The 24,190-nt window shown below is 64.7% G+C and carries 23 protein-coding genes; 14 read left to right on the forward strand and 9 right to left on the reverse strand.

Annotation, left to right across the window (positions count from 1 at the left end; all coding sequences use genetic code 11):
• Nucleotides 1-108: 108 nt before the first annotated feature.
• Nucleotides 109-1,476: an NAD(P)/FAD-dependent oxidoreductase gene (locus tag E2I15_RS11205; RefSeq protein ID WP_137477359.1), complete on the reverse strand. Its 1,368-nt coding sequence runs from the start codon at nt 1,474-1,476 to the stop codon at nt 109-111.
• A gap of 77 nt (nt 1,477-1,553) precedes the next feature.
• Between E2I15_RS11205 and E2I15_RS11210 the strand changes: the two genes are divergently transcribed.
• The 4 genes from E2I15_RS11210 to E2I15_RS11225 all read left to right on the forward strand — a co-directional run bounded on the left by E2I15_RS11210 (nt 1,554) and on the right by E2I15_RS11225 (nt 5,683).
• Nucleotides 1,554-2,408, forward strand: coding sequence for a VOC family protein (locus E2I15_RS11210; protein ID WP_137477176.1), 855 nt, complete (start codon nt 1,554-1,556; stop codon nt 2,406-2,408).
• A 115-nt stretch (nt 2,409-2,523) separates the two neighbouring features.
• On the forward strand, nt 2,524-3,846 hold the full coding sequence (locus tag E2I15_RS11215) for an ABC transporter substrate-binding protein (protein WP_137477177.1): 1,323 nt from the start codon (nt 2,524-2,526) through the stop codon (nt 3,844-3,846).
• 53 nt (nt 3,847-3,899) lie between these two features.
• Nucleotides 3,900-4,862, forward strand: a complete 963-nt coding sequence (locus E2I15_RS11220; RefSeq protein ID WP_422109819.1) for a carbohydrate ABC transporter permease — start codon at nt 3,900-3,902, stop codon at nt 4,860-4,862.
• Nucleotides 4,859-5,683, forward strand: coding sequence for a carbohydrate ABC transporter permease (locus E2I15_RS11225; RefSeq protein WP_155262313.1), 825 nt, complete (start codon nt 4,859-4,861; stop codon nt 5,681-5,683). The genes E2I15_RS11220 and E2I15_RS11225 overlap by 4 nt, the downstream gene beginning before the upstream one ends.
• On the opposite strand, the gene E2I15_RS11230 is transcribed toward E2I15_RS11225, so the two are convergent.
• Nucleotides 5,680-6,357, reverse strand: coding sequence for a cysteine hydrolase family protein (locus E2I15_RS11230; RefSeq protein WP_137477180.1), 678 nt, complete (start codon nt 6,355-6,357; stop codon nt 5,680-5,682). The genes E2I15_RS11225 and E2I15_RS11230 overlap by 4 nt on opposite strands.
• Before the next feature lie 236 nt (nt 6,358-6,593).
• Between E2I15_RS11230 and E2I15_RS11235 the strand changes: the two genes are divergently transcribed.
• Nucleotides 6,594-7,607 carry a formamidase gene (locus E2I15_RS11235; RefSeq protein ID WP_137477181.1) on the forward strand — a complete coding sequence of 338 codons (1,014 nt, stop codon included), beginning with the start codon at nt 6,594-6,596 and terminating at the stop codon, nt 7,605-7,607.
• Between the two features lie 14 nt (nt 7,608-7,621).
• Here the strand turns inward: E2I15_RS11235 and E2I15_RS11240 are convergent, their stop codons facing one another.
• Nucleotides 7,622-8,689, reverse strand: a complete 1,068-nt coding sequence (locus E2I15_RS11240) for a YeiH family protein (RefSeq protein ID WP_137477182.1) — start codon at nt 8,687-8,689, stop codon at nt 7,622-7,624.
• 86 nt (nt 8,690-8,775) lie between these two features.
• Here E2I15_RS11240 and E2I15_RS11245 point away from each other — a divergent pair, with 86 nt between their 5' ends.
• On the forward strand, nt 8,776-9,747 hold the full coding sequence (locus tag E2I15_RS11245) for a LysR substrate-binding domain-containing protein (RefSeq protein WP_137477183.1): 972 nt from the start codon (nt 8,776-8,778) through the stop codon (nt 9,745-9,747).
• On the opposite strand, the gene E2I15_RS11250 is transcribed toward E2I15_RS11245, so the two are convergent.
• The 3 genes from E2I15_RS11250 to E2I15_RS11260 all read right to left on the reverse strand — a co-directional run bounded on the left by E2I15_RS11250 (nt 9,695) and on the right by E2I15_RS11260 (nt 12,763).
• Nucleotides 9,695-9,916: a hypothetical protein gene (locus E2I15_RS11250; protein WP_038377517.1), complete on the reverse strand. Its 222-nt coding sequence runs from the start codon at nt 9,914-9,916 to the stop codon at nt 9,695-9,697. The genes E2I15_RS11245 and E2I15_RS11250 overlap by 53 nt on opposite strands.
• Nucleotides 9,917-10,065: 149 nt before the next feature.
• The gene (locus tag E2I15_RS11255; protein WP_137477184.1) at nt 10,066-11,304 is read right to left on the reverse strand and encodes an ATP-binding protein; all 1,239 of its coding nucleotides are present in this window, start codon (nt 11,302-11,304) and stop codon (nt 10,066-10,068) included.
• A gap of 199 nt (nt 11,305-11,503) precedes the next feature.
• On the reverse strand, nt 11,504-12,763 hold the full coding sequence (locus E2I15_RS11260; protein WP_170991418.1) for an allantoate amidohydrolase: 1,260 nt from the start codon (nt 12,761-12,763) through the stop codon (nt 11,504-11,506).
• Nucleotides 12,764-13,136: 373 nt separating this feature from the next.
• Between E2I15_RS11260 and E2I15_RS11265 the strand changes: the two genes are divergently transcribed.
• From E2I15_RS11265 to E2I15_RS11285, 5 genes are read left to right on the forward strand one after another with little or no spacing between them, the layout of a single operon-like run.
• A complete protein-coding gene (locus tag E2I15_RS11265) occupies nt 13,137-14,246 on the forward strand; it encodes a BMP family ABC transporter substrate-binding protein (RefSeq protein WP_137477186.1) in 1,110 nt (369 codons plus the stop codon).
• On the forward strand, nt 14,243-15,352 hold the full coding sequence (locus tag E2I15_RS11270) for an ABC transporter permease (protein WP_137477187.1): 1,110 nt from the start codon (nt 14,243-14,245) through the stop codon (nt 15,350-15,352). Before E2I15_RS11265 ends, E2I15_RS11270 begins: the two co-directional genes overlap by 4 nt.
• Before the next feature lies 1 nt (nt 15,353).
• On the forward strand, nt 15,354-16,280 hold the full coding sequence (locus E2I15_RS11275) for an ABC transporter permease (protein ID WP_137477188.1): 927 nt from the start codon (nt 15,354-15,356) through the stop codon (nt 16,278-16,280).
• A gap of 19 nt (nt 16,281-16,299) precedes the next feature.
• A complete protein-coding gene (gene biuH, locus E2I15_RS11280) occupies nt 16,300-16,983 on the forward strand; it encodes a biuret amidohydrolase (RefSeq protein WP_137477189.1) in 684 nt (227 codons plus the stop codon).
• Nucleotides 16,980-18,512, forward strand: coding sequence for an ABC transporter ATP-binding protein (locus E2I15_RS11285; RefSeq protein ID WP_137477190.1), 1,533 nt, complete (start codon nt 16,980-16,982; stop codon nt 18,510-18,512). Before biuH ends, E2I15_RS11285 begins: the two co-directional genes overlap by 4 nt.
• A 13-nt stretch (nt 18,513-18,525) precedes the next feature.
• Here E2I15_RS11285 and E2I15_RS11290 read toward each other — a convergent pair whose 3' ends face one another.
• The 3 genes from E2I15_RS11290 to E2I15_RS11300 all read right to left on the reverse strand — a co-directional run bounded on the left by E2I15_RS11290 (nt 18,526) and on the right by E2I15_RS11300 (nt 21,165).
• Nucleotides 18,526-19,671, reverse strand: coding sequence for a mechanosensitive ion channel family protein (locus tag E2I15_RS11290; protein WP_137477191.1), 1,146 nt, complete (start codon nt 19,669-19,671; stop codon nt 18,526-18,528).
• A 140-nt stretch (nt 19,672-19,811) separates the two neighbouring features.
• Nucleotides 19,812-20,750, reverse strand: coding sequence for an allantoinase PuuE (puuE, locus tag E2I15_RS11295; protein ID WP_137477192.1), 939 nt, complete (start codon nt 20,748-20,750; stop codon nt 19,812-19,814).
• A gap of 1 nt (nt 20,751) precedes the next feature.
• Nucleotides 20,752-21,165, reverse strand: a complete 414-nt coding sequence (locus tag E2I15_RS11300; RefSeq protein WP_016843084.1) for a DUF3830 family protein — start codon at nt 21,163-21,165, stop codon at nt 20,752-20,754.
• A 196-nt stretch (nt 21,166-21,361) separates the two neighbouring features.
• Here E2I15_RS11300 and E2I15_RS11305 point away from each other — a divergent pair, with 196 nt between their 5' ends.
• From E2I15_RS11305 to E2I15_RS11315, 3 genes are all read left to right on the forward strand, one after another.
• Entirely contained in the window at nt 21,362-22,096 is a 735-nt protein-coding gene (locus tag E2I15_RS11305; RefSeq protein ID WP_137477193.1) for an SDR family NAD(P)-dependent oxidoreductase, read from the forward strand.
• Between the two features lie 232 nt (nt 22,097-22,328).
• Nucleotides 22,329-23,006 carry a hypothetical protein gene (locus tag E2I15_RS11310; protein WP_137477194.1) on the forward strand — a complete coding sequence of 226 codons (678 nt, stop codon included), beginning with the start codon at nt 22,329-22,331 and terminating at the stop codon, nt 23,004-23,006.
• Between the two features lie 470 nt (nt 23,007-23,476).
• Nucleotides 23,477-24,082, forward strand: a complete 606-nt coding sequence (locus E2I15_RS11315; protein WP_137477196.1) for a CarD family transcriptional regulator — start codon at nt 23,477-23,479, stop codon at nt 24,080-24,082.
• Nucleotides 24,083-24,190 lie beyond the last annotated feature (108 nt).

The following is a 24,190-nucleotide window of genomic DNA, read 5'->3' on the forward strand; positions in this document are numbered from 1 at the left end:
GCTTGGGCCCCCACTCTTCCAGCGACGCTCTCCGACCAGTCCCCACCTCGGGCGGCTTGCCCCTCCATGCCCTTGATCTCGCGTGCGTGGAGCGACGTTGCTCCGCGCTTACCGTGAACGGCGCGAGGCGAGGAAATACTCCGCCCATCGCAGCAACTCGAAACGATCGCCCTTGACCAGCTCCTGTGCATCGCGGCGCCGGTAGAGCACCAGCATCCATGGCGCGAGTTTGCGCAGCAATCCGTGCGCCATGTAGTGCACCGGTTCGGAGAACGGCAGCGCCAGCTCGCTTTCCGGGACGCCCTGGACCGCGCGTGCCAATTCGCGGCCGAGCGGGATCGTCAATGCGACCGCGCGGCCATTGCAGCCGGTCCAGCCATAGGCGTTGGGACCCAGCCGGTGCATGCGCGGCAGGAAATCCGCGGTCATCCCGACATAGCCGTTCCAGACATAGTCGAAGGAGACCTCGCCGATCTGCGGCCACAGGCGCTGCAACCGCTCGGTCACCCGCGCCTTCAGCCGCCCGGCCTTGTCGCCCGGGCCGAGCACGGCACCGCCGGTGACGAGGCGATTGCGGGCGTCGTAACGCGCAAAATACAGTTCGCCATGGGTGTCCGACATCGCCTGCCGGCCGGGAATGATGGTCTTGCGGACATTGTCCGACAGCGGCTGCGTCGCCATCTGCCACGACAGCACCGGCATCACCTCGGTCGCGATGTCAGGCACCAGCGATTTCGCGAACTCGCCGCTATAGGCATTGGTCGCGACCACCAGCGCGCGGCCGGAGATTTCACCGTTTTCCGTCTTCACCACCCAGCGAACGCCGCGGCGCTCGAAACTGAGTGCCGGCGAGCGGGCATAGATCCGCGCACCGAGGCTGAGCACGGTGCGCGCAAGGCCGCGCGCCAGCGCCAGCGGATTGACGTGGCCGCCGGTCCTGTTCCAGAAGCCGCCGTACCAGGCATTCGAGCCGAGCATGTCGCTGGTCTGATCGCGCGACAGCAATTCGACCGGCGCGCCGAATTTCGACCATTGCTGCACCCGCCACTCCGCGATCTTGATACGGCCCGGCGAGTGCACCGGCTGCACCCAGCCGGCCTGCTCCTGCTCGGCCTCGATGCTGTAGCGCTTGACGACGTCGAACAAATCAGCGGCACTGTCGCGCAGCATCGCGACGAAGCGCTCGCCGGCTGCGCCGTGCCTCGCGATGATGTCGTCGGGATCGGGCCGCGACAGCGTCGGGATTACCTGGCCGTTGTTGCGCCCCGAGGCTCCCCAGCCCGGTTCGGCGGCCTCGACGATCGCGACGTCGACATTGGCCTCGCGCAGATGCAGTGCGGTCGACAGACCGGTGAAGCCGCCGCCGATGATCACGACATCGGCCTGCTGCGCGCCGGTCAGCTCGGGACAATCAGGGCCGGACGGCGTCACTGCTGCCCAGAGCGAATTGGGCCAGCGCACGGCATTGCTGTTCATCATGATCCTTTCTTGCGGGCGCCCGGTCATTCTGGTTAGCTAATTCTACTCTCCTATTCCAGCCGGGAAGACAACAAGTGGCACTCAAGAACGTCATCGGAATCGATCACGCCGTGGTCATGGTGAAGGACCTCGACAAGGCCGCCGAGAACTACAAGCGGCTCGGTTTCACCGTGTCGCCGCGCGGCACCCATAGCGCGCATATGGGATCGGGCAATTACACCATCATGTTCGACCCCGACTACATGGAATTGCTCGGCGTGCTGACGCCGACTGAACACAATGCTCCGGCGCGCGCCTTCCTCGAGAAGCGCGGCGAAGGCATCGAACGCATCGCGTTCACCGCGGTGGATTCCGCTGCTGGTGCCGAGGAGATTCGCGCGCGCGGCTATGCGCCGATCGGGCCGACCGATTTCGAGCGCCCGGTGACCCTGCCTGATGGCACGGTCTCCGCGGCGAAATTCCGCACCTTCCAGTGGCCGACCGCGGAAGCGCCCGGCGGCGTCCGCATCTTCGCCTGCCAGCACAAGACTCGCGAGACGGTGTGGATTCCCGAATTGATGGCGCACGCCAATGGGGCAAAACGCCTCAAGCAGGTGCTGATCGTCTCGCCCGATCCCGCCGCCGATGCCGCACATCTCTCCAAGATGATCGACGTCGCCGTCAGGAACGACGCCGACGGTGCGGTTGCAGTACCGTCCGGCGGCGACCGCGCCGACTTCGTGTTCCTGACCAAAGAGCAGCTCGGCAAGCGCTATCCCGGCGTGTCGCTGGACGGCCTGTCCGATCGCGGCGGCGCCGGCCTCGTGATCGCGGCCGACCTTGCCGCGACCGAGAAGGCGCTCGGCTCAGCCGGCGTGAAGAGCGGCAACAGCATCACCGTGCCGCCGGCTTCCGGCAACGGCACCCTGCTCGCTTTCGTCAAGGCATAGCTGCCATACCATGCGCGGCGCAGCGTTATGCAACGGCGCCGCGCATGTGGGACTAGGCACAGAAAGTTGAGGCGCTAGTATCTCTCCCAAACAAGAACCGTCCAGGGAGAGAAACATGTCGCATCACCTGATCTCGCGCCGGCAGATGCTGGCCGGCACCGCGGCCGCCGGCGCGGTCGGACTGACCGGATTTCCGGCCCGCGCCGACGTCAACTGGAAGAAATATTCCGGCACCACGCTCGAGGTGATCCTCGCCAAGGGGCCGCGCGGCGACAATCTGCAGAAATACATCAAGGAATTTACCGAGCTCACCGGCATCAAGGTCGAGTCGGAGCAGATCCCCGAGCAGCAGCAGCGCCAGAAATGCGTGATCGAGCTGTCCTCGGGCAAGCCGAGCTTCGACGTCGTGCACCTCAGCTATCACGTGCAGAAGCGGCAATTCGAGAAGGCCGGCTGGCTCGCCGACATGTCGGGCTATCTCAGGGATCCGAGCATGACGCCGCCGGACCTCGTCGAGAGCGATTTCTCGGCGGCCGGGCTGCAATATGCGCGCAACGACAAGGGCCAGATGCTGTCGCTGCCGTGGTCGGTCGACTATTTCATCCTCTACTACAACAAGGAGCTGCTCCAGAAGAAGGGCGTCGAGGTCCCGAAGACGCTGGAGGAGATGGCAATCGCGGCCGAGAAGCTGACCGATCCGAAGGAAGGCATCTACGGCTTTGTCGGCCGCGGCCTGCGCAACGCCAACATGGCGATGTGGACCAACTTCTATCTGAACTATGGCGGCGAATTCCTCGATGCCAAGGGCAACATCCTGACCGACGGCCCCGAGGCGATCGAGGCCACCAAGCTCTATCAGCGGCTGCTGACGAAATGCGCGCCTCCCGGCGTCGCCGGCTTCAACTGGATGGAGTCGATGGCCTCCTTCACGCAGGGCCGGTCGGCGATGTGGATCGACGCCGACGGCTGGGCGCCGCCGCTGGAAGATCCCGCCGCCTCGCGCGTCGTCGGCAAGGTCGGCTACACGCTGGTGCCCGCCGGCCCCAAGGGCAAGTTCTCCTCGACCTATGGCGACGGCGTCGGCATCGCCGCGGCGAGCAAGAACAAGGAAGCCGCCTATTTGCTCTGCCAATGGGTGGTCTCGCGCGGACAGGGCGCGCGCCTGCTGCAGGCCGGCGGCGGCGTGCCGTTCCGCAACTCCATCGTCGACGATGCCGAAGTCGCCAAGGGCGTGAAGACCAAGGAATGGCTGCAGTCGGTGGTTGATTCCGCCAAGATCTCGAAGCTCGGCCTGCCCGTCATCATCCCGGTCGCCGAATTCCGCGACATCGTCGGCGCGGCGCTGACCGCAACGCTGTCGGGCGCCGATCCCGCCACCGAGCTGAAGAAGGCGCACGAGCAATTCCGCCCCATCCTGGAGCGTAGCGAAAAAGCGTGAGCGTGGTGACACCGACTGAGCCGGCGGCGGCCAGCAAAGCGTTTTCAAGCGAAGTGGGTACCGGTTCGCGTGAAGAAAACGCGTCAAAGCAAGAGTCCAGAGCCGCAGGCTCTGGAGACGCCGCGCCGGCGCGTGAATGGCATCCGCCGTCCTATTGGCCGTTCGTGGTCCCGGCGCTCGTCGTGGTGCTGGCGGTGATCATCTTTCCGTGGGTGTTCACGATCTGGATGAGCCTGCAGGAATGGAAGGTCGGCTCGCCGACCGTCTTCGTCGGGCTCGCCAACTATCTGCGGCTGCCGACCGATCCGCGCTTCGTCGAGGCGGTCGGGCACACGCTGTCCTACACCGCGCTGTCGGTCGTGCTGCCGTTGCTGTTCGGCACGCTGTCGGCGGTGGTGTTTCACCAGAAATTCGCCGCGCGCGGTTTCCTCCGCGGCATCTTCATCATGCCGATGATGGCGACCCCGGTGGCGATCGCGCTGGTGTGGACCATGATGTTCCACCCGCAGCTTGGCGTGCTCAACTATCTGCTGTCGCTGGTCGGGCTGCCGCCGCAGCTCTGGGTGTTCAACCCCGCGACGGTGATCCCCTCGCTGGTGCTGGTCGAGACCTGGCAATGGACGCCGCTGGTGATGCTGATCGTGCTCGGCGGCCTCGCCGCGATCCCGACCGAACCCTATGAGAGCGCGCAGATCGACGGTGCCAATTTCTGGCAGGTGTTCCGCTTCATCACGCTGCCTTTGATCATGCCGTTCCTGTTCATCGCCGGCATGATCCGCATGATCGACGCGGTGAAAAGCTTCGACATCATCTTCGCGATCACGCAGGGCGGGCCGGGATCGGCGTCGGAGACCATCAACGTCTATCTCTACAGCGTTGCCTTCGTCTATTACGACCTCGGCTACGGCTCGGCGATCGCGGTGGTGTTCTTCCTCCTGATCGTGGCGCTGGCGGCGCTGCTGCTCTACCTGCGCAAGCGCCTGCTGTGGACATCAGAGCTCGGGGGTGGCGCATGAACCCGCGCTATATAGTCGGCCGGATCGGGCTTTGGCTGTCGGTGTTCGTCATCGTCTCGCCGGCGATCCTGTTTTTTCTCTGGATGGCCTCGCTGTCGCTCAAATTCGAGATCGACAATGCCTCCTATCCGCCGGTGTTCTTTCCGGAGCATATCGCCTGGAAGAACTATGCCGACGTGTTCGCGTCCAACCGCTTCCTGACCTATTTCAGCAACAGTCTCGTCGTCACCGGCTGCGCCACAGCTCTTGCGATGCTGGTCGGCGTGCCCGCCGGCTACGGCATCGCACGGATGGCGGCGCATAAATCGGCGATCGTGATCCTGATCGCGCGCATCACGCCGGGCCTGTCGTATCTGATCCCGCTGTTCCTGCTGTTCCAGTGGCTCGGCCTGCTCGGCACGCTGGTGCCGCAGATCATCATCCATCTCGTGGTCACGGTGCCGATCGTGATCTGGATCATGATCGGCTATTTCGAGACCACGCCGCTGGAGCTGGAGGAAGCCGCGCTGATCGACGGCGCCACGCGCTGGCAGGTGTTCCGCCATGTCGCGCTGCCGATCGCCAAGCCGGGGCTTGCGGTCGCCTTCATCCTCGCGGTGATCTTCTCCTGGAACAATTTCGTCTTTGGCATCGTGCTGGCCGGACGCGAGACCCGCACGCTGCCGGTCGCGGTCTACAACATGATCTCGTTCGACCAGCTGAGCTGGGGCCCGCTCGCCGCCGCCGCATTGATCGTGACGGCGCCGGTGCTGCTGCTGACCGTGATGGCGCAGCGGCAGATCGTCGCCGGGCTGACGGCGGGCGCGGTGAAGGGCGGCTAGTCCCCGAGCGCTTCCAGCACCGCGGCTGAATCGGTGACCCAGCCGAAAATGCCGCCCTGGGCCTTGATCATCTTCAGGCCCATCTCGTGGAATTCCGGGAAGTAGGACGCGCAGCCGTCGGAGATCACGACGCAGCGATAGCCGCGGTCGTTGGCCTCGCGCACCGTGGTGTTGACGCAGACCTCGGTGGTGACGCCGCAGACCAGGAGATTCTCGATGCCGTATTTCTGCAGGATGTCGCCGAGTTCGGTGGCGTAGAACGCGCCCTTGCCGGGCTTGTCGATCACGATCTCGCTGCCCTGCGGATAGAGCTCCGGGATGATGTCGTGCCCCGCCTCGCCGCGGATCAGGATCCGTCCCATCGGTCCGGGATCGCCGATCCGAAGCGACGGCGCGCCGCGCTCGAGCTTCGCGGGCGGCGCGTCGGAGAGATCGGGCAGATGGCCCTCGCGGGTATGGACCACGAGCAGCCCGGCGTCGCGCACCGCTGCGAGTACCGCGGCGATCGGCTTCACCGCGCGGGCAAGCTGGCTGACGTCATTGCCGAGCGTCTCGCCGAAGCCCCCTCGCTCCATGAAGTCGCGCTGCATGTCGATGATGACGAGCGCGGTCCTGCTCCAGTCGAGCGTGATCGGTGCCGGCTCCGCCGCGATCGTCCCGCTTGAATTCGCCATGACGCACGCCCCGAATGCGAGAAAACCCGCATTTGATTAAGCAAACCGCGTGCCATTGCGCAATGATGCGGCGCATCGCGGCGATCCCGATCAGCATGTGACCGTACGCTGCATTTGCGCATGCTGCGATCTTGCTGGCATGATCGTTGCTAGCTGAGAGCCAGACGGGAGCCCGACCGAACGAAGATCATCGTTCGCGACATGACAGCCCATTTCAAACAGGCGGGAGGACAGGCATGAATGGACTTGGCGGTCTCAACAAATCACCAAATGGCGTGGTGATCGGACTGGTGCAGCTGCAGTTGCCTGTGGTTGCGACAAGGTCCGACCTGGCACGGCAGACCGAGCGCATCGTATGGATGGTCGGCAAGGCGCGGCGCAATCTCGCCACCATGGATCTTGTCGTGTTCCCCGAATACTCGCTGCACGGCCTCTCGATGGACACCAATCCGGAGATCATGTGCCGGCTCGACGGGCCTGAAGTCGCGGCTTTCAAGCGGGCCTGCATCGAGAACAAGATCTGGGGCTGCTTCTCCATCATGGAGTTCAACCCTCATGGCAACCCCTATAATTCAGGACTGATCATCGACGACCACGGCGATATCAAACTGTACTACCGCAAATTCCATCCCTGGATTCCGGTCGAGCCGTGGGAGCCCGGCAACATCGGCATTCCCGTGATCGACGGACCGAAAGGCGCCAAGATCGCGCTGATCATCTGCCATGACGGCATGTTCCCGGAAATGGCGCGGGAATGCGCCTACAAGGGCGCGGAGATCATGATCCGCACCGCAGGCTACACCGCGCCGATCCGCGACAGCTGGCGCTTCACCAACCAGGCCAACGCGTTCCAGAACCTGATGCTGACGGCCAATGTCTGCATGTGCGGCTCGGACGGGTCGTTCGACTCGATGGGCGAAGGCATGATCGTCAATTTCGACGGCAGCATCATCGCGCACGGCACCACGGGGCGGCCCGACGAGATCATCACCGCCGAGGTGCGGCCCGACCTCGTGCGCGAGGCGCGGATCAACTGGGGCGTCGAGAACAACATCTATCAGCTCTGGCACCGCGGCTATGTCGCGGTGAAGGGCGGCGCGATGGATTGCCCCTACACGTTCATGCAGGACATGGTGTCCGGCCGCTTCCGCCTGCCCTGGGAAGATCAGGTCAAGATCACCGACGGCACATCCTGCGGCTTTGCCGCACCGACACGGATGTTCGGCAAGACCGCGAAGGCCGCCGAGTAGCGAAACGGCAGATGCTATTTGAAGAGGTGCACGAGGCCGATGCTCAAGGCCAGCAGCAGCATCAGCGACAGCGTGACGGCCGCCGTCACGCGGCCGCCGACGGTCGAGAGCACGCGGACATCGACGCCGAGCCCGAGCGCGGCCATCGAGACGACGGTGAGAATTGTCGCCGTCTTGGTCACCGGCGCGATCGCGATGTCGGGCACGAGCTGGAACGAGCGCAGCGCGGCCAGCACCAGGAAGCCGATGATGAACCAGGGCACCAGCTTGAATGGGCTGATCGACGCTGCCTTTGAAGCGCCCTCCTTGTCGCCGCCCTTGCGCCGCCGCGCCACCAGCAGCGAGAGGCCGATCACGATCGGGCCCAGCATCAACACCCGCACCAGCTTGACCAGCGTGCCGATCTGGGTGCTGACGATGCCCGCCGGCACGGTCGCCGCCAGCACCTGCGGCACGGCATAGACCGTGAGCCCGGCGAGGATGCCGTATTGCGTCGCCGTCAGCTTGAGCAGCGGAATCAGGAGCGGCAGGCCGAGCACCATCAGCACGCCGAGAATGGCGGTGAACGAGATCGACGAGGCGATGTCGTCGCCGTCGGCCTCGATCACCGGCGCCACCGCCGCGATCGCCGAGTTGCCGCAGATCGAATTGCCGCAGGCGATCAGAATCGCGAGTTTGGTCTTGAGCCCGAGCATCCGGCTGAGGCCATAGCTCACCGCCAGCATGATCACGACCGTCACGGCGATGGCGCCGATCAGCAGCCCGCCCGAGGCCACGATCGCGGCAAAGCTGATGGAGGCGCCGAGCAGCATCACCGCGACCTCGAGCAGCTGCTTGGCGCTGAACGCAATGCCCGAGCGCCAGCGCGCCGACGGCTCCCAGGCGGTGCGCACCGCCATGCCGAGCAGGATCGCAACGACGAGAGCCTCGATATAGGGGTGGTCGAAAACGCGCTCCTCGGCGGCCTGGATGCCGAGCGAGATGACCGTGACGACCCCGCAGAGCAGAATCCCCGGAATGAGCTGGAATATGCGCCTCAGCGCCCCCTGCTTCTGACTCTGGTCTTGTTCTGGTTCCGGCACAAAATCCTCTTTTCGGAGAAGATTTTATGCGCCAGGGCACCCCTCTTGGCTAATATATTTTCGGACTGCCCCGATAGAGAGAAGTTATGTCCCTCAACCTGCATCTGCTCCGCCTGTTCGCGGCCGTGGCGAGAACCGGAAGTTTCTCCCGCGCCGCCGACCTCCTGCACATCAGCCAGCCGGCGATCTCCAAGGGCGTGCGGGATTTCGAGCTGCAGGTCGGCTGCCGGCTGCTGGACCGCACGCCAAAGGGGGTGCGGCCGACCCGGGAGGGCGCGGCGCTGGCGCGGCATGCCGAGACGCTGTTCGCGGCCGAGCGCGCCGCCGAGGACGAATTGCAGGCGCTGCGCAACCTCGACAGCGGCTCGCTGCGGATCGGCGCCAGCACCACGATCGCGACCTACATGATCCCGGAATATCTTGGCGTGTTCCACCGTGCCTTTCCCGGCATCGATCTGCACGTCGTGAGCGCCAACACCAGCGATATCGCCGCGCTGATGCTGGGACACGAAATCGAGATCGCCTTGGTCGAGGGGCCGGTCGAGGACGAGAATTTGATCAGCGAAGCCTGGCGTACCGACGTGATGGCGCTGATCGCGGGTCCAAATCATCGCTTCGCAGCGGTCCAGGGGCCGATCGACATCCGGTCACTGAACGACGAGATCCTGATCGTGCGGGAACCCGGCTCAGGCACGCGCGAGGTGGTGGCGCAGGCGCTGGCTGCGCACCACGTCGAGCCGCAGCGGACGCTCGAGATCGGCAGCACCGAGGCGATCAAACAGGCGGTCGCCGCCGGTGTCGGCGTCGCCATTGTGTCGATCGCGACGATCGACGACCAGGTGAAGCTCGGAAAGCTGAAGGTGATCCCGATCAAGGGCGTCCATATCGAGCGCGCGCTCTGGCAACTGAAATCGCCCGGCCGGCTGGACGTGCCGGCGGCGGTGGCGTTCGAGGGGATCATTCGGGAGACAAAGGGCACGAAGACGGCGCCGCCGATGCCGGCGGCTAGAGCGCGGCGAACAGACCCTGCGCCCAGGCAACGGCATGCTCGAAGCTGAACACGCCGGGCTCGAAATACACGGCGCGTGCCAGCACGATGCCGACCACCAGCACCCAGAACACGCTGGTGCCCGCGGTCTTCAGCCATTTCGACACGCCCTCGCTCGCGATCGAAGGATCGACCGCGGGGACCGGCTCGCCGAAGGGATCGAATGCGGATTGGCTCATCGTCGTAACCATCAGGAATACCCCGAGAATGTCGCGACGACGGGGGCGGAAGCAAGGGTCGTGGAATGCCTTTTGCGGCGATTACTTGGAAGGACGTTTTCCGGCTCGAAAGCGGGGGAGCATTTCCTTCTCAACGCCCCCTGTGGGCATCAACTGTCGGTCACACGCTGCGGCGCCACGCGTGGCAGCGTGATCCGCATGGCTGTCCCCATGCCCGGCGCACTGTCGAGATTAAGCTCTCCGCCCAGCCGGTTCGTGACGATGTTATGAACGATGTGGAGACCGAGCCCGATGCGGCCGATGTCGCGGCGCGTCGTGAAGAAGGGATCGAAGGCCTGCCGCAGCACGTCGTGATCCATCCCGCAACCGTTGTCGGCGAACAGGATCTCGACCTGGTCCGCGCCTGACGCGCGCAGCCGGATCGTGATCACGCCGCCCTTGCCATCCGGAAACGCGTGCGCCACCGAATTGACGAACAGGTTGGTCAGCACCTGGCCGTAGGGGCCGGGATAGCTGTTCATGGCCAGACCGGGCGGGCAATCGACCTCGAGCGCAAGGTTGTTCTTCGGCAAGGCCGGACGCAGGCTCGAGAGAACCTGCTCGGTCACCGCGCCGAGGTCGAACTGGCTGCGGTCGAAATAGCTGCGATCCACCGCCACCTGCTTGAACGACTGCACCAGGTCCGCCGCGCGCTTGAGGTTGCCGACAAGCAGCGACGAGGCGCTTTCGACGACCTCGATGAAATCGCTCAGGCTGGATCGCTTCAGCTTGCCGCGCGCGGCCTCGGCAGCGAAGTCGGCGCATTTCTGCTCCAGCACCGAGGCGACGGTGAGACTGGTGCCGACCGGACTGTTGATCTCGTGCGCGACGCCGGCGACCAGCCGGCCCAGCGCCGCGAGCTTTTCCGCCTCGATCAGGGACGCCTGGGTCTCCTGCAGATGGTGCAAGGCCTTCTCGGCTGCATCGCGCGCGGCGCGGATCTCGCGTTCGCTCCGCTTGCGATCGGTGATCTCTTCGGCCGCAACGTTGACGCCGACGATGCTCCCGTTCGGTTCGCGCTGCGGATGCCAATGCGTGATCCAGCATCGCTCGTCATTGTGGCCGGGGCGCTGGCCGTAAACCTCCACGCCGGTGACGGGCTCTCCGGTCTCCATGATCGACCGAACGATACCTTCGACCGCCGAAGCCAGCGCGGGCACGCAATCGTGCACCGTACGCCCGAGGTGGCCTTCGACCGAAATGCCGCAGATCTCGGTGAGACGCTGGTTGATCTGAAGGTAACGGCAATCGGGAGAGAGGTAGGCAAGACCGATCGGCGCAGTGTCATAGATCAGCTGCAGCGCCGGTTGCTTTGGGAACTGAACGTCCTGGACGACGGACGACCTCATGTCCACTACCCCCCGTTGCACCAAGTCTAGCGCTTCACGCCCGGCCCGCAATAGGCCAGCTGAGCCGGAAACGGCGGCCTGGTCTATGCGGATTCGGCACGGGTCGGGTCCGGCAGCGGACCTGGACCGGTGCTTGCGGCGTGCTGACGCAACGTAGACAGCAAGCGGTCCTCAGCGAAGGCCTGCGAAGCGCGCAATTTTAGCTATTCACTGCACCGTGCGGACGAAAATTCTCGACGAAGCGCAGCAGCACCCGCGCGCCGGTGTCGGCATCGGCGAGCTCGACATGTTCGGCCGGATTGTGGCTGATCCCGCCGCGGCAGCGCACGAAGATCATGCCGATATCGGCGACATCCACCATCGCCATGCCGTCATGCCCCGCCCCGCTCGGCAGCTCGAACGCGGCATAGCCCTCGGCCGCGACGGCCTCGGCGATCTGCGTCTTCAGCCACGGCGCGCAGGGCACGCTGCGGTTCTCGTGGGTGACGTCGATCTGCAAGGCGAGGTCGCGGCGGTTTGCGATCGCCTCGATCTGCCGCACGATGTCGGCGACGGCACGCTTGCGATGCATGTCGCTCTGCGAGCGGATGTCCATGGTGAAGGACACCTTGCCCGGGATCACATTGGTGGCGCCCGGCATCGCCCTGACATAGCCGACGGTGCCGACGAGGCCTTGTTCGTCGGACCTGCAAAACTGTTCGATCGCAACGATGCATTCGGCAGCGCCCGCCAGCGCATCGCGTCGCAGCTTCATCGGCACCGTGCCGGCATGGCCGGCGACGCCGGTGAGACTGGCGGCAAGCCGGGTCGCGCCCGAAATCGCGGTCACGACGCCGACCGGCAGCGCCTTCTCCTCCAGCACGGGGCCCTGCTCGATGTGCAGCTCGACATAACCGAGCAGCTCGCGGCGGACGCGCGCCGCCTTGCCGATATGATCGGGCTCGAGCCCGAACTGGATCAGCGCGTCGCGCATCGAGGTGCCGGCGCGGTCGCGCGTGTTGAGCACGCTCTCGTCGAAGGTGCCGGCGACCGCGCGGCTGCCGAGCAGGGTCGAGGCGAAGCGCACCCCCTCCTCGTCCGCAAAGCCCACAATCTCGATCGCGAACGGCAGCCGCTTGCCGCGCCGGTTCAGATCGTCGACGCAGGCGATCGCGGTGATGACGCCGAGCGGGCCGTCCCATCGGCCGGCGTCGCGCACGGTGTCGTAATGCGAGCCGAGCATCAGCGCCGGCAGGCCCGGCCGCTCGCCCTCGTAGCGCCCGCAGACATTGCCGATGGCGTCGAGATGCGGGCTCATGCCGGCCTCGCGCATCCAGGACAGGATGAGATCGGCCGCCTTGCGGTGCTCGTCGGTGAGGAACACTCGCGCCAGATGCTCCGGCGTCTCGGAGATCGCCGCGAGCTGATCGATCCGTGCCACGATCTCGCCGCCAAGGGGGGGCGGTTTTGTCTCGCTCATGCTGTTTCCCATCAGTCCAACCCGGCACCCGAGCCGGTCTCACTCGTAGCAGGCCCGATCCGATTCACCAGCCGGCAAATGACCCTCCGGGCGCCGACCCCGGACGAAGCTCGCATCGGCCCGCCACCGGTTAGCGACTGCTTAACGGCATTGCATACAACGACGATCGATCGCTCATAAAATAGGCAGAACGATCCCGATCGACTTCCGAAGCCTATCAGGTCGTTCATCGTTTCCGTTCGAATTCAATCGCTTACGGCGCAATGATCGCCAAACATGCTCTGGCATGAAGCTTGCGACACTCCGTCCAAGCTCCGCCGTCGGGCGGCTGCGACAAGGACAGGCGGGCCGGACCCGCCGGAGGGAGCAGGCGATGGATTTTGGCAGAATTTCAAGAAGGCATTTGTTGCAGGGAAGCGCGGCATTGGCGCTTGGCAGCACGCTCGGCATTCGCGGCGCGGCGGCAGCCGAAACCACGGTCGGCTTCATCTATGTCGGGTCGCGCGACGACTACGGCTACAACCAGGCCCACGCCCAGGGCGCGGCGGCGGTGAAGAAGCTTCCCGGCATCAAGGTGGTCGAGGAAGAAAAGGTGCCGGAGACCGATGCGGTCGAGAAGACCATCGAGTCCATGATCAATCTCGACGGCGCCACGCTCATGTTCCCGACCTCGTTCGGTTACTACAACCCGCACGTCCTCAAGATGGCGGGCAAGTTTCCAAAACTGCATTTCGAGCATTGCGGCGGCCTGTGGTCCGACAAGGACCCGAAGAATGCGGGCAGCTATTTCGGCTATATCGACGAGGCGCAATACATCTCCGGCATCGTCGCCGGCTATTCGACCAAGAGCGGCAAGCTCGGCTTCGTCGCCGCCAAGCCGATTCCGCAGGTGCTGCGCAACATCAACGCATTCACGCTCGGCGCCCGGCTCGCCAATCCGAAGGCGACCACGCAGGTGATCTTCACCGGCGACTGGTCGATGCCGGTCAAGGAAGCCGAGGCGACCAACAGCCTGATCGACCAGGGCGTCGACGTGCTGACCTGCCATGTCGACGGACCGAAGACGATGGTCGAGAACGCCGCACGCCGCGGCGCCTTCGTATGCGGCTATCACGTCAACCAGTCGCCGCTGGCGCCGAAGGCCTATCTCACCGGCGCCGAGTGGAATTGGGAGGCGCTCTACCCGAAATTCGTCAAGATGATCACCGCGGGCGAAGCGATCCCGAACTTCTATCGCGGCGGTCTCAAGGAAGAGATCGTCAAGGTGTCGCCCTATGGCGAGATGGTCTCGGCAGAAGCGCGCAAGCATGCCGACGACGTCAAGGCCAAGATCATCGCCGGCGAATACACCATCTTCAAGGGCCCACTCGTCGACAACAAGGGCAAGACGGTGATCGCTTCCGGCACTGATCGCGGCCAGCAGGATCCCGAGCTCGAGAAGATGGACTATCTCGTCGAGGGCGTGATCGGAGCTACCGCGTGACGACCGAGGCGGCGGAATCGGTGGAGGCGGCCGGCATCGCTCCGGCCGCCGATCCCGGATTCCTCCAGCGCCACGGCGCGAGCATCGAATACATCCTGATCCCGGCCGCGGCGCTGGTCGGCGCGCTCGCGGTGTTCGGCGGTTTTGTCGCGCTGTACGGCAAGAACCCGCTCGATCTGTATTTCTACATGTATTACGGCGCGTTCGGCACCGCCTTCTCCTGGCAGAACACGCTGACCCGCGCCGCACCGCTGATCCTGACCGCGCTGTGCACGGCGCTGCCGGCGCAGCTCGGCATGGTGATCATCGGCGGCGAAGGCGCGCTGCTGATCGGCGCGCTGTCGGCGACCGCGGCGGCGCTGGCGCTGCAGGGCGCGGCGCCGATCGTGGTGCAGATCGCGATGGTGATCGCGGGCATGATCGGCGGCGGCCTCTGGATCACGCTGTCGGGCGGCCTGCGGCAATACCGCGGGGTCAACGAGACGATCTCGAGCCTGCTGCTGGTCTATATCGCGCTCGCGATTCTGAACCATCTGGTCGAGGGGCCGATGCGCGATCCGGCGAGCCTCAACAAGCCGTCGACGCGCGAGATCGGCGCCGCCAACATGATCGGCACCATTCCCGGCACCGACGTGCATTGGGGCCTGGTGTTCGGCCTGGTCGCGGCCGTTGCCGCCTACATCCTGATCTATCACACCACCTTCGGCTTCGCGGCGCGCGTCGCCGGCGGCAACATCCGCGCCGCCAAGATCGTCGGCCTCAGTGTCGGCAAGCTGATCCTGACCGTCTGCTTTCTCGCCGGCAGCTGCGCCGGGCTTGCCGGCATGATCGAGGTCGCGGCGGTGCAGGGCCGCACCAACGCCAACCTCGCGGCGGGCTATGGTTTCACCGGCATCCTCGTCGCATTCCTGGCGCGGCAGAATCCGCTGGCGATCATTCCGGTGGCGATCCTGCTCGGCGGCATCTCGGCCTCCGGCGGCCTTTTGCAGCGGCGGCTCGGCCTGCCCGACGCCTCGGTGCTGGTGCTGCAAGGCATCATCTTCGTGTTCGTGCTGGCGAGCGACGCGCTCTACGGGCGCATCGGCTTCCTGAAGGGAAAGTCCTGACATGGCGGATACTTCGCTCGGGCTCTGGACCGTTCCGCTGGCCGTGTTCGGCGGCGCCATCCGCGTCTCGACGCCGTTCCTGTTCGTCAGCCTCGGCGAATGCATCACCGAGCGAAGTGGCCGCATCAATCTCGGCCTCGAGGGCACGCTGGTGATGGGCGCGATGAGCGCCTACGGCATCTCCTATCTCTCCGGCTCGCCATGGCTTGGCGTGCTCGCGGCCGGCATCACCGGCGCCCTGTTCGGCGCGCTGCATGCCGGGATCTGCTCGCTGCCGCGCGTCAACGACATCGCGGTCGGCATCGCGCTGATGCTACTCGGCACCGGGCTCGCGTTCTTCCTCGGCAAGCCGCTGATCGAGCCGACGGCGGCACGGTTGCCGGCGATCGATTTCGGCTGGTGGAGCGACGTGCCGCAGGTGCGCGCCGCGCTGCGCATCAACGTGTTGTTCCTGATCGGCGTCGCGATCGCGCCGCTGCTCTATTGGGCGTTCAGGACCACGCGCTGGGGCCTGTTGATCCGCACCGCCGGCGAGAGCGCCGACGCGGCGCGCGCGATGGGTCATTCGGTGCTGCTGATCCGCTTGCGCGCCACCATGGTCGGCGGTTTCCTCGCCGGCATCGGCGGCTCGTTCCTGTCGCTGTTCTATCCCGGCAGCTGGAACGAAGGCCTCTCCTCGGGACAGGGCATCACCGCGGTCGCGCTTGTCATCTTCGCGCGCTGGGACCCGATGCTGTGCCTGTGGGCCTCGCTCGCCTTCGGCGGCGCGGCCGCGCTCGGGCCGGCGCTGCAATCGGTCGGCATCACCTCCGGCTATCATCTGTTCAACGCCGCGCCCTACATCCTGACGCTCGCGATCATGATCATCACCTGCTCGCCGAAGCGCACGCTGACCGGCGCGCCCGCCGAATTGTCGATCACCCGATAGCATCTCGAAAGATCATGTCATGCCCGAGCGCTTCATCAAGTCCGAGCCCTACGCCTGGCCCTACAACGGCGATCTGCGGCCAGAGAATACCGCGCTCATCATCATCGACATGCAGACGGATTTCTGCGGCGTCGGCGGCTATGTCGACAAGATGGGCTACGACCTCTCGCTGACACGCGCGCCGATCGAGCCGATCAGGAAGCTGCTCGCGGTGATGCGCGCGCAGGGTTTTCACATCATCCACACCCGCGAGGGCCACCGCCCCGATCTGGCCGACCTGCCAGCCAACAAGCGCTGGCGCTCGCGCCAGATCGGCGCCGGCATCGGCGATCCCGGCCCCTGCGGCCGCATCCTGGTGCGCGGCGAGCCCGGCTGGGAAATCATTCCGGACCTCGCGCCGCTGCCCGGCGAGCCTGTTATCGACAAGCCCGGAAAAGGCTCGTTCTGCGCCACCGACCTCGAGCTGATGCTGCGGCTGCGCGGCATCGAGAACATCGTGCTGACCGGCATCACCACCGATGTCTGCGTCCACACCACGATGCGCGAGGCCAACGACCGCGGCTTCGAATGCGTGCTGGTCGAGGATTGCTGCGGCGCGACCGACAAGGGTAATCACGATCACGCGGTGAAGATGATCAAGATGCAGGGCGGCGTGTTCGGCGCGGTGACCAGATCCGCCGACCTGATCGGGGCGCTGTCGTGATCATCGGCGAGCCGCCCGCACCGTCCGGCGCGTTCGGCGTCGACGCCATCGCGATGACCATGCGGTTCGGTGATTTCACAGCGCTCGACAATGTCGAGCTCAAGGTGCGTCCCGGCTCGTTCCACGCCCTGCTCGGTGAGAACGGCGCGGGCAAGAGCACGCTCGTGAAATGCATCATGGGCTATTACCACGCCACCGAAGGCGACATCCTCGTCGGCGGCCGCCAGCAGGCGATCGCCAATCCAAAGGACGCGCATGCGCTCGGGCTCGGCATGGTCTACCAGCATTTCACGCTGGTGCCGGCGATGACGGTCGCCGAGAATTTGGTGCTGGCGCGCGACGACGTGCCTGCGATGGTCGACTGGCGCAAGGAGAACAAGGAGCTCGAGGCCTTCCTGGCGCGGATGCCGTTCAAGGTGCCGCTCGACGCAAGGGTCTCCGACATCTCCGCCGGCGAACGGCAGAAATGCGAGATTCTCAAGCAGCTGTATCTGAAGCGGCGCTTCCTGATCCTGGACGAGCCGACCTCGGTGCTGACGCCGGGCGAAGCCGATGAGGTGCTCGGCATGCTGCGCGCGATGGTGGTCGCGGGCGAGCTCACCATCCTGATGATCACGCACAAGTTCCGCGAGGTGATGGCCTTTGCCGACGAGGTGACCATCCTGCGCCGCGGAAAGCTTGCCGGCAGCGGCCGGGTCGCCGAGCTGACGCCGGACGAGATGGCCCGCACCATGATCGGCGCCGAGCAGCTGACGGTGCAGCCGCCGCGCACCGGCGAGACCGGCGCGGCCCGGCTCGAGCTCGACAAGCTCACCGCGCTTGACGATGCCGGCGCGATCGCCGTGCACGGCGTGTCGCTGACCGTGAAGAGCGGCGAGATCGTCGGCATCGCCGGCGTCTCCGGCAACGGCCAGCGCCAGCTCGTGGAGGTTTTGGCCGGCCAGCGCGAGGCCGAGAGCGGCGCGATCCGTGTGCAGGGCGAGACCTATGCGGCGAGCCGCGCGGAGATGCGGCGCCACAGGATGTCGCTGTTGCCGGAAGAGCCGCTGAAGAATGCCTGCGTCGGCGGCATGAGCGTCGCCGACAACATCGCATTCCGCGAGTTCGATCGTGCCCCGTTCGCGCGCGGCGGCTGGTGGCTGAACCGCTCGGCCTTCCGCAACGACGCCGAGCGCAAGATCAACCGCTACAAGATCAAGACCCGAACGCCGGAGACGCCGATCGCGGCGCTGTCGGGCGGCAATGTGCAGCGCGCGGTGCTGGCGCGCGAACTCTCGGGCGACGTCGAGGTGCTGATCGCCGCCAATCCCTGCTTCGGGCTCGACTTCGCGGCGGTGGCGCAGATCCACGCCGAGATCATGGCCGCCCGCAACCGCGGCGCGGCAGTGCTGTTGGTCAGCGAGGACCTCGATGAGCTCCTGGAGCTGTCGGATCGGCTGGTCGTGATGTTCCACGGCACGTTCGTGCATGAAGCCCGCGCCAGCGAGGCCGACCTCACCGAGATCGGCCGGCACATGGCAGGGCATTAAAGCAGATAACTGATCAGTTCGGTGACGCTGTCGCAGTTGCACGCTCACGCGACGGCGCACCGCGCAGAAAGTCCCGGCCAAATCCGTCGGCCGCAGGCGCGAGGATCGCCCGATCGCGCGGCAGCGCCTCCGGCATCTCATCGCGGATGAACGCCAGCAGCTTCTCGCGGATCTCGCAGCGCAAATCCCAGGACTGCGGCGCATTGCGGGCGCTGACCAACGCGCGCAGCTCGATGGTGCGCGGATGAGTATCGATCACCTGCAAATTGGCGACCGCGCCGTCCCAGAGCCGCGACTCCTTGGCCACCTGCTCCAGTCGTTTGCGGATCGCCGGCACGTTGGCGCTGTAGTCGACATGCAGCGCGATTGCACCGATCAGCGATTGCGCGTCGCGCGTCCAGTTCTGAAACGGGCGCTCGATGAAGTAGGACAGCGGCACCACCATGCGCCGCCAGTCCCAAAGCCGGATCACGACATAGGTCGAGGCGATGTCCTCGACCCAGCCCCATTCGTTCTCGATGATGACGGCGTCCTCGATCCGGATCGGCTGGGTGACGGCGATCTGCACGCCGGCGATCAGATTGCTGAGCAGCGGCCTGGCGGCAAGACCGACGATCAGGCCGGCGGCGCCGGCGGAGGCGAACAGGCTGACGCCATATTGCCTGACCGAGTCGAACGTCATCAGCGCGGTTGAGACCGCGATGATGACGATCAGCGTGTCGGTGACCCGCTTGAAGACGCGAACCTGGGTGACGTGCTTGCGCGCCAGGAAATTCTCGGCCACGTCGAGACGAAAGCGATCGAGATACCTTGCCGACGCCATGTCGACGGCGCGGATCGAAATCCAGCCGACCAGCGCGATGCCGGCGACGCCGAAAACATGGCTGAGCGTCTGCCGCAGCAGATCGTCGAGCGGCGCCAGCGGCAAGACCAGCGCGACGGCGGCAAGGCACAGCGCCAGCCGCGTCGGACCCGCTGTCCGGTCAAGCAGCATGGGCGCGACCGCGTTCTTCGGTCCCACCATGCGGTGGACGAGACGCTGCGCGATCGAGTGAACGATGAGCGCGACAACGACTGCCCCCGTGATTACGCCGAGGCCAACGACCCAATCCGGAACCCAACGAAATGTGTGCTCCAATTCGGCAAGAATGTTCCGCATGAAATCCGCCTGCTCCCGCACTGCAGGCGGCTAACGCGCGGAATCGCCGATCGCTTCTGACCTCTGTGCAACGCAGCAATTCACCCGATGCAACTCGGATGCGCGGGATATCGCGTTGGATCGGTGGACGCGGAACCGCGCTAGGTGATCTCGAACGCGTCTTCGGCGAGATGCCTGAGATTGGCGTGCCAGTGCTCGGCGATCTGAAGCCGGGTCGGCACCCAGACGTGCTCGTGCTTCCCGATATAGTCGAGGAAGCGCATCAGCGCGGCGGCGCGGCCCGGACGCCCGACCACTCGGCAATGCAGGCCGATCGACATCATCTTCGGTGACGTCGCGCCTTCGGCGTAGAGCACGTCGAAACTGTCTTTCAAATAGGTGTAGAACTCCTCGCCGCCGCCAAAACCCTGCGCGTTGATGAAGCGCATGTCGTTGGCATCGAGCGTATAGGGGATCACGAGATGCGGCTCGGTGCCGGCTGCCTTGATCCAGTACGGCAGATCGTCGGCATAGGAATCGCAGAGATAGCGCAGGCCGCCCGCCTCCATCAAAAGCCGCATCGTGTTGATCGAGGAGCGGCCGGTGTACCAGCCGAGCGGCCGCGCGCCGGTGGCTTCGGTGTGCACGGCGATGGCGCGCGCGATCTCCTCACGCTCCTCGTCCTCCGACATGTCCTTGTGCTCGACCCAGCGCAGGCTGTGGCTCGCGATGTCCCAGCCCGCCTCCTGCATCGCGGCGACGACGTCCGGATTGCGCTTCAGCGCCATCGCGACGCCGAACACCGTGGCCGGCAGCTTCCGCGCGGTGAATATCCGCCACAGCCGCCAGAAGCCGGCGCGCGAGCCATATTCGAACATCGTTTCGATATTGGCGTGCCGCTGGCCGACCCAGGGCTGCGCGCCGAGCACGTCGGACAGGAACGCTTCCGAGGCGCGATCACCGTGCAGGACGTTGTTCTCCCCGCCCTCCTCGAAATTGACCACGAATTGCACGGCGATGCGCGCCGCGTCGGGCCATTTCGGATCGGGCGGATTGCGGCCATAGCCGCGGAGATCGCGCGGATAGCGGGCCTCGGTCACATCAGATTTCCTCGAAGCGGATGTTCTGCGCGCCCTTCCACAACACGGTCTTGCCGAACGCGGTGAGGTTCTCCAGCCCCGAGGTCAGCGTGATGAAATGATTGCCGGCGAGCTGGCCCATCTTGCTGGCGAAATGCACGCCGCCATAGGCGAGCAGGATCTCGGTCTCACTGATGCCGCCCGGATAGAGGATGATCTGGCCCGGCGCCGGATAGCTGGTGTGGTTCTCGTAGGACACGCCGAAGTCGAGATCGCCGAGCGGCATCCAGACGCCCTCGCCGCTCCAGCGCACGTGGATCGCCTGGCTCTCGAACGGCATCGCCTTGCGGAACGCGGCGACCGTCTTCGGCGCGAGCTGCTCCTCGAAACGGGCGTCAAAGGTGAACTCGCCGGCGCGGACAATCAGTTTGCTCATCGATCTCTCGTGGGTGGGCCAAGAAGTGATGCCCCAACCATTGCCGCCGGCCCGGGCCGGACGCAAGGCCGATTCCGGCCCCGGAAGCCGGTTTTTCGCCGCGCGGCGCCCCCGCAACGCAGATTTGAGCAGAGTTGCATTGCGCCTAGCCTTCCCGTTTGCGAGCCTGCGAGCATACGTCGAACAGGGTGACCAGATGACAACAAGCAGTCTGCACGGACATGTGGCGCTGGTGACCGGCGGATCGCGCGGCATTGGTGCGGCGATCGTCAAGATGCTGGCGGATGCCGGCGCCGCCATCGCCATCAACTACCGTGAACGCTCGGCCGCGGCGGAGACGCTGGCGAAGGGCATCACCGCCGCCGGCGGCCGCGCCGTCGCGATCGCCGGCGACGTCTCGGAAGCGGCCGCGGTCGCCACGCTGCTCGAGCGCGCCAAATCGGAGCTCGGCCCGGTCGACATCCTCGTCAACAATGCCGGCATCGCCATCGTCAGGGGTGTCGACGACCTCACCGAAGAGGATTTCGACCGCACCATCACGGTCAATCTCAAATCGGCGTTCCTGTGCACGCAGGCGGTGCTGCCGATGATGCGCACCCGGAAATGGGGCCGCATCGTCAACATCTCCTCCGGCGCCGCGCGCGGCGCCGGCTCGATCGGGCCGCATTACAACGCGTCCAAGGCGGCCATGGAGGGCCTGACCCGCGGCTATGCCGCACGCCTCGTCAAGGAGGGCATCACCGTCAATGCCGTCGCGCCCTCGCTGATCGAGACCGACATGATGAAGGGACAAAGCGAGCTGGTCAGCCGCATTCCGATGGGCCGTTTCGGCACCGCCGAGGAGGTCGCGCAGGCCGTGATGCTGCTGGTCAACAATCCCTACATGACCGGACAGACCATCGCGATGAGCGGCGGCATGGCGTTCAACTAGGACGCGGACTCGTAAATCCGCCATGTCGGCTCCGCCCTCTAAAACCGGACATTGCCGGGTGACCACGGCATGTCGGTTTTGGGCCAAAAGCTGACCTCAGCCGTCGCGCCCCTTGGTTCATCACTTAGTAACTGAAATCGCCTGCAAGCTCTTCATTGGAGCGGACCTCATCAACCTAAGGCTGCGAAGCTCTGCTATCCTAGGCGCGTCCGCAAACGCTCTTGAGGCCCCAGTGTATACAGACTATGCCGACATACGCAGCCGAATTAAGGAAGAACCATCATGGTTTGATGAGTTCGCAGTTCCGCGCTATGGGCCTTTCAAACCGGACGCGGTTGCGAATTTTTATGCGCGTGAGGCGGCGCTGGTTCTCGCCGCATGTCAATGCTGCGGGCGTCAGTTCCGATTGGCGATTTCACAGCCCTACTTCAAAGACGATCCCGATGTGGCAACTGCTATCTGCCACGGGGGTCTGCATTATGGTGAACCCCCTAACATCGGTTGCTGTCACGCCGGGCTATCGACAACAGTCGTAGAACTTGAAGTCTTGGAATACTGGTGGCGCGTATTGGGGTATGGCTGGAGACGAGAAGTTTCATTCGAGGTCGGCGTCGTTTCCAGTGTGATGAGTGACGACCCACGATACGAAGCCTACTACGATGTGGATCGTAACCCCGAGTATCCGTTGTCGTTCGGTTCCTTGCCGAAAGAGCCAAAGGGCGCACAGTTTGAGGAGCTCGTGACGGAATTGCTGGCGCGCTATCCAGCGGCAACCCGCGAAGCAGCCGAAACCGCTCTGCGTTCCGTCTGGACGGAGCGCATGTTTTCACGACGATGTCTTCAACTCGCTGAAGATGCGCTTGCAGCGTTTCAATGGCCTGCTGTTAGTCCAAACCAGGGCAGAACTTAAGGTCGCTTCGGGTCATTCTCGACCGATTTCAACGTGGCTTCGCGATGTCCGCTTATTCTCCGGAAGCGAACATCGGAGCGCGCAGCCATAGCCTGATCGATACGCCTTGAACGATGGCAAGGTAGCTGGCGACGAGCTTGTCATCGCGCGTCGCAGACGTGTGCATCCCTGCCGGTTCCACCGATTGCTCCGGTGTCCCGTCGCCTGGGTTTGGCAAATGTTCGTTTCATGGGCACGGAACGATTGATTTCGCCGACTGGGAACGCGTTGCCAAGAAGCCACAGCGATTGAAGGGAATGGACATTGGAGGCGTCATTCTCGTGGCGGCCCACGCGCTCGCGGCTTATTTGTTGGGGATCAGATCGGGCAACATGAATCATTTCCAGCCCGGCAGTTTGTTTCAGACGCGTGATTGATCAGAGCTGGAATTGCCATGAGCCAATTCCAGAAGCCATGGAGCTTGTCGCGAAATGAATTTCTATAATCAGACCAGATCGAGTTATTCGAACCGCACACATTCAGCATCAGTGACCTCCGCCGACAAAACCAATGAGGGCCAGGACGGCGAGACACGCTTTGGATTTAGGGCAACGGACTTGATCGTATACCCTGCGCACGGCGTCGGCCAAATTGTAGCGATTGAGGAACAGACAGTGGCCGGGGCTTGCCTCGAGTTCTTTGTCGTCTATTTCGCGAAGAGCAAGATGACGCTACGCGTTCCGACGAGGAAGGCGGCAAACGCCGGAATGCGTCGACTGTCCGATCCCGTTGCCATCGAGCACATGCGACGAATCCTGGGGCAGGCGCCGCACAAGGCGCGGGGTAATTGGTCCCGACTTGCTCAAGAATACGAAAGCAAGATCAATTCGGGCAATATTGTCGCTATCGCGGAGGTCATGCGCGATCTGTATCGGCCCGCGGTCAATTCCGAGCAGAGCTACAGCGAACGACAGCTGTACGCTGCGGCAGTCGAACGCCTGTCCGGAGAAGTGGCGCTCGTTAGCGGCATTACTGAAGAAGAAGCCGTCAAGGAGCTTGAAAGCCTCATAATTGCTGAGCTCAGGCGGAGCGCATAGAGACTGGTCGCACATTCTCGGAACGTCTGCGTCCGGGTCCTGGCGGGCGTTCCGGCGCCGCCGGCCGGACATGATTTCCCAGAGCTCTTCCCGTTCCGATGGAATCGG

The sequence above is a fragment of the Bradyrhizobium sp. BR2003 genome, assembly GCF_009720285.1.
In the GTDB taxonomy this organism is placed as follows: domain Bacteria; phylum Pseudomonadota; class Alphaproteobacteria; order Rhizobiales; family Xanthobacteraceae; genus Bradyrhizobium; species Bradyrhizobium elkanii.

What these genes read in the sequence shown, in the direction of transcription:
- E2I15_RS11205 (WP_137477359.1), bottom strand. Translation starts at nt 1,476, where the DNA reads ATGAACAGCAATGCCGTGCGCTGGCCCAATTCGCTCTGGGCAGCAGTG.
- E2I15_RS11215 (WP_137477177.1), top strand. Translation starts at nt 2,524, where the DNA reads ATGTCGCATCACCTGATCTCGCGCCGGCAGATGCTGGCCGGCACCGCG.
- E2I15_RS11225 (WP_155262313.1), top strand. Translation starts at nt 4,859, where the DNA reads ATGAACCCGCGCTATATAGTCGGCCGGATCGGGCTTTGGCTGTCGGTG.
- E2I15_RS11230 (WP_137477180.1), bottom strand. Translation starts at nt 6,357, where the DNA reads ATGGCGAATTCAAGCGGGACGATCGCGGCGGAGCCGGCACCGATCACG.
- E2I15_RS11235 (WP_137477181.1), top strand. Translation starts at nt 6,594, where the DNA reads ATGAATGGACTTGGCGGTCTCAACAAATCACCAAATGGCGTGGTGATC.
- E2I15_RS11245 (WP_137477183.1), top strand. Translation starts at nt 8,776, where the DNA reads ATGTCCCTCAACCTGCATCTGCTCCGCCTGTTCGCGGCCGTGGCGAGA.
- E2I15_RS11250 (WP_038377517.1), bottom strand. Translation starts at nt 9,916, where the DNA reads ATGAGCCAATCCGCATTCGATCCCTTCGGCGAGCCGGTCCCCGCGGTC.
- E2I15_RS11255 (WP_137477184.1), bottom strand. Translation starts at nt 11,304, where the DNA reads ATGAGGTCGTCCGTCGTCCAGGACGTTCAGTTCCCAAAGCAACCGGCG.
- E2I15_RS11260 (WP_170991418.1), bottom strand. Translation starts at nt 12,763, where the DNA reads ATGAGCGAGACAAAACCGCCCCCCCTTGGCGGCGAGATCGTGGCACGG.
- E2I15_RS11265 (WP_137477186.1), top strand. Translation starts at nt 13,137, where the DNA reads ATGGATTTTGGCAGAATTTCAAGAAGGCATTTGTTGCAGGGAAGCGCG.
- E2I15_RS11275 (WP_137477188.1), top strand. Translation starts at nt 15,354, where the DNA reads ATGGCGGATACTTCGCTCGGGCTCTGGACCGTTCCGCTGGCCGTGTTC.
- biuH (WP_137477189.1), top strand. Translation starts at nt 16,300, where the DNA reads ATGCCCGAGCGCTTCATCAAGTCCGAGCCCTACGCCTGGCCCTACAAC.
- E2I15_RS11290 (WP_137477191.1), bottom strand. Translation starts at nt 19,671, where the DNA reads ATGCGGAACATTCTTGCCGAATTGGAGCACACATTTCGTTGGGTTCCG.
- E2I15_RS11300 (WP_016843084.1), bottom strand. Translation starts at nt 21,165, where the DNA reads ATGAGCAAACTGATTGTCCGCGCCGGCGAGTTCACCTTTGACGCCCGT.
- E2I15_RS11305 (WP_137477193.1), top strand. Translation starts at nt 21,362, where the DNA reads ATGACAACAAGCAGTCTGCACGGACATGTGGCGCTGGTGACCGGCGGA.
- E2I15_RS11315 (WP_137477196.1), top strand. Translation starts at nt 23,477, where the DNA reads ATGAATTTCTATAATCAGACCAGATCGAGTTATTCGAACCGCACACAT.